General features: G+C 54.0%; 3 protein-coding genes and 1 pseudogene. 2 read left to right on the top strand and 2 right to left on the bottom strand.

The window, feature by feature from the left end; genetic code table 11:
• Positions 1-294, bottom strand: a pseudogene (locus tag QZ506_RS11705) (transposase); the annotation flags it as partial.
• Positions 267-458, bottom strand: a complete 192-nt coding sequence (locus QZ506_RS11710) for a hypothetical protein (protein ID WP_291971238.1) — start codon at positions 456-458, stop codon at positions 267-269. The gene QZ506_RS11710 and the pseudogene QZ506_RS11705, both read right to left, overlap by 28 nt.
• On the opposite strand from QZ506_RS11710, the gene QZ506_RS11715 reads away from it, so the two are divergent.
• The gene (locus tag QZ506_RS11715) at positions 450-953 is read left to right on the top strand and encodes an ankyrin repeat domain-containing protein (RefSeq protein ID WP_291971240.1); all 504 of its coding nucleotides are present in this window, start codon (positions 450-452) and stop codon (positions 951-953) included. The two genes, QZ506_RS11710 and QZ506_RS11715, sit on opposite strands and share 9 nt — an antisense overlap.
• A gap of 78 nt (positions 954-1,031) precedes the next feature.
• Complete coding sequence (locus tag QZ506_RS11720) at positions 1,032-2,873, top strand: ankyrin repeat domain-containing protein (protein ID WP_291971243.1); 1,842 nt, start codon at positions 1,032-1,034, stop codon at positions 2,871-2,873.
• The last annotated feature ends 322 nt before the right edge of the window (positions 2,874-3,195 follow it).

A 3,195-nucleotide genomic window follows, 5' to 3' on the forward strand; every position in this document is an offset into this window, starting at 1 on the left:
ATCAGTCGTACCACTGAGCGACAAATCCGCACAGATAATCTCATGCGTCACACTGTCTACTGCCAGGTGCAGCTTACGCCATACCCTGCGTCTGTCGGCACCATGCTGCCGGACTTTCCATTCGCCTTCGCCAAAGACCTTCAGGCCGGTTCCATCAATGACCAGATGTGAGATTTCACCACTGGTTGGCGTTTTTATGCTGATGTTCACTGTCTTTGCTCGCTTGCTGAGCAGCGAATAGTCTGGACAATGCAGCGACAATTTAATCAGTTTAAAAATCGAGTCAACAAAGCCATGAGAAAGGGGAAATCATCTATTATCTCACCAGCAAAAACTTCCGGCCCAAGCAGGTAAAACTGATTTTCGAATTGAACCAAAGCCAAGGGCATGAGCTTCCCCTCAGTATCCTGATCCATGATTCGCGAACCATCCGGCAGATCATTGACGAATTGCCGCATGATGCCCCCGATATCGACACCCTGTTTATCGATATCGCCACCGCAACCGGTCTTCACCGGGATGAAAAACTCTCCCTGTTGGGCACCCTGCTGGACAAAGGCGCTGACATCAATACGTCGGGGGCATGGTCTCATTTCGAGATCAGCGTCCTGCACACCGTCGTCGGTTGTCCCGACGACGTGGAACATAGTCAGGCTCTGCTGACCTTGTTGCTGGAGCGCGGTGCAGCCATTGAATGTCATGGTCTGTCAGCGTGTTATCTGGCGGTATGGTTTGGCCACATGGAGACCGCCAATTTGCTGGCAACGCGCGGTGCCAATCTCACCTGGATCGATTGTAAACAGGGTACGGTGTTCTCTTACCTTTTTACCCAGAACCCCCACGGAGAACGGATGCGCCTGAGCAAGGTATCCGCTGTGCTGCGCCGTTTACAGGGGATCTACCGCAGCAAAGGGCTGTCATTACCGCTCGCAGAGCCGTTTCATTATAACTAGCATGACTATGCGTCACTGAGCACCACCCATACGCTTGCGGCGTGCATTGCGCTGTACGATGCAGAGTATTTTATTCCATTGGCTCGCACCTTGTTGGATATCGGTTGGCCGCTGAATGCCGAGATTAAAGACGAACATTTCAACGGCAACATGATCGCCTATTACCTGGACTACGCAAAAGCCTGTGAGGATATCAGTCCGCTGCTCGATACCCTGCCGGAACCCCTCGATGTTACCAGTGAGATCTCTGGCGATCCGCTACAGCGCACCATCGGTTCCCGCGTGTCGCTGGAAACCGTCCAACGTCTGATCGTCGGTAACGATCCGAATCGGATTATTGGCAGGAAGATCAAAGGCGATGGCATCGTCTATGTTGAACAACCGCTGCTGATCTACACCATGGATCGTGTGAGTGGGGAGCGTGATAAAATTACGCCAGAGTATGCGTATGCCGTGTGCAACATGTTGTTGAGCGCGGGGGCCGATCCCAACGGTACCGCGACGCGCCGCTTCAAGCCGGAGTTCGATCATCGCAACGGGGTGACGCGATTGGAAAACAGCGCGCTTGAATGGGCCATCATGCAGGAATACTTCGATATCTTTACCCTGCTACTGGATCACGGTGCAGATCCGTCTCGCCGCACCTGTATCAAGCAGGAGCAGTTTGTCCATTTTGCCTGCACCCATCTGAGCGGCAGGCCGGAATCGACCGTGACCCCGTACCTTGATGAACTGGAACGACGTGGGCTGCTGGACCTTGAAGCGAGGAGCGGCACTGAGGCGACGCCGCTGTTGATGGCGGTGTCCAAATGCCAAACGCCGTCGGTGCGTTATTTTCTCGAACGTGGCGCAAACCCTAACGCCGTCGGCGGGTTCGATAACTCCGCCGCCTTGCACCGCGCCCTGAGCAATTGGGTGTGGGTCGATAATGTCTCGCGCCGCGAAACCGTAGAACTGCTGTTAGCGGCCGGAGCCGACTGTCACTGGATCGATCCCGATGGCGACTATCCCTTGATGTGCGCTGCCGGGTACGGGAGTCTGGCCGGGCTAGAGGCGCTATTGGCACACGGCGTTGACACCCGTCAGGCGAATGCACAAGGGCGCACCGCTCTGCATGAGGCGATAGCACGCGCTTACAGTTACGACACCTACCCCGATGGCGAAGAGACGGAGGCAGAGCACAGCTTCGATCCGGAACTAAAAGGCGAGATCGTCAAACGTCTGCTCGATCATGGCGCGGATATCAATGCCGCGGATGAGGGTGGCGATACACCGCTGATCTTTGCACTACGCGCCAACCGGGAATCGATTGTCAACCTGCTGCTGGAGCGCGGCGCCGACGCTCAACAGCCTGATAAACTTGGTCGAACGCCGTTGATGCTGGCGGCACAATATTGCGCCGCACCTTATTTCGACCTGCTGTGGGCGCACCAATCCACATCAAAAATCCGCCATCAGTGCGCCGATAACGGCGACAACCTGCTGCACGCCATCTGCCTGCGGCGTCATAGCGATACGGCGGAAGCACAGTTCAGAACGGCGCTGCTACACGGAGAGGTTGCCTATCAGGCTAACGATCGGCGTATCACACCGCTGCACTATGCCTGCTATCTCGGGCATCAGGCCATCGTGACACTCTGCTGTGAGCAAGGGTTTGACGTCAATGCACCAGAGGACGGTGAGAATACGCCACTGCATACCGCGTTATTTTTCGATGAAGACGAGGTTGAAGAGGATGAGGTTATCAAGATGGTCACCAGCCTGCTCACCGCGGGCGCTGACCCAAATAGAGCCAATGCCGCCGGGGAAACCCCGCTGATGATCTCTTCACGCCGCAATCTGGCCGATTGCGTCTCGCTGATGAGCATGATGGCGGCAACCCTCCACGGGTTCGGTGCGGCTGCGCAGAGGTTATCGTGACATCAAAGGTTGGCAGATAATAAAATAACGGCGATATCAGCGCTAATGAACGCAGATATCGCCGGTAGAAATATTATTTTAATTACTATCGAAATATTATATACCCGTGATCATTGAAGATGCTTGATTTTACGCGGTAAGAAGATCATGCTCACCCACTATGAAGATATTTATTACCGACAAGCGGCTTTGTTGAATAAATAGAACTTTTGGGTAATCATCGGAGCAGATCACCACAGTTGTTTCAAAATCAGGTCTCCATGGCAAAACAAAATTTTAAAATCACCAACTGGCCCTCTTATAACAAGGCCCTCAAGCAGCG

Source organism: Candidatus Symbiopectobacterium sp. (assembly GCF_020054415.1).
Lineage (GTDB): Bacteria > Pseudomonadota > Gammaproteobacteria > Enterobacterales > Enterobacteriaceae > Symbiopectobacterium.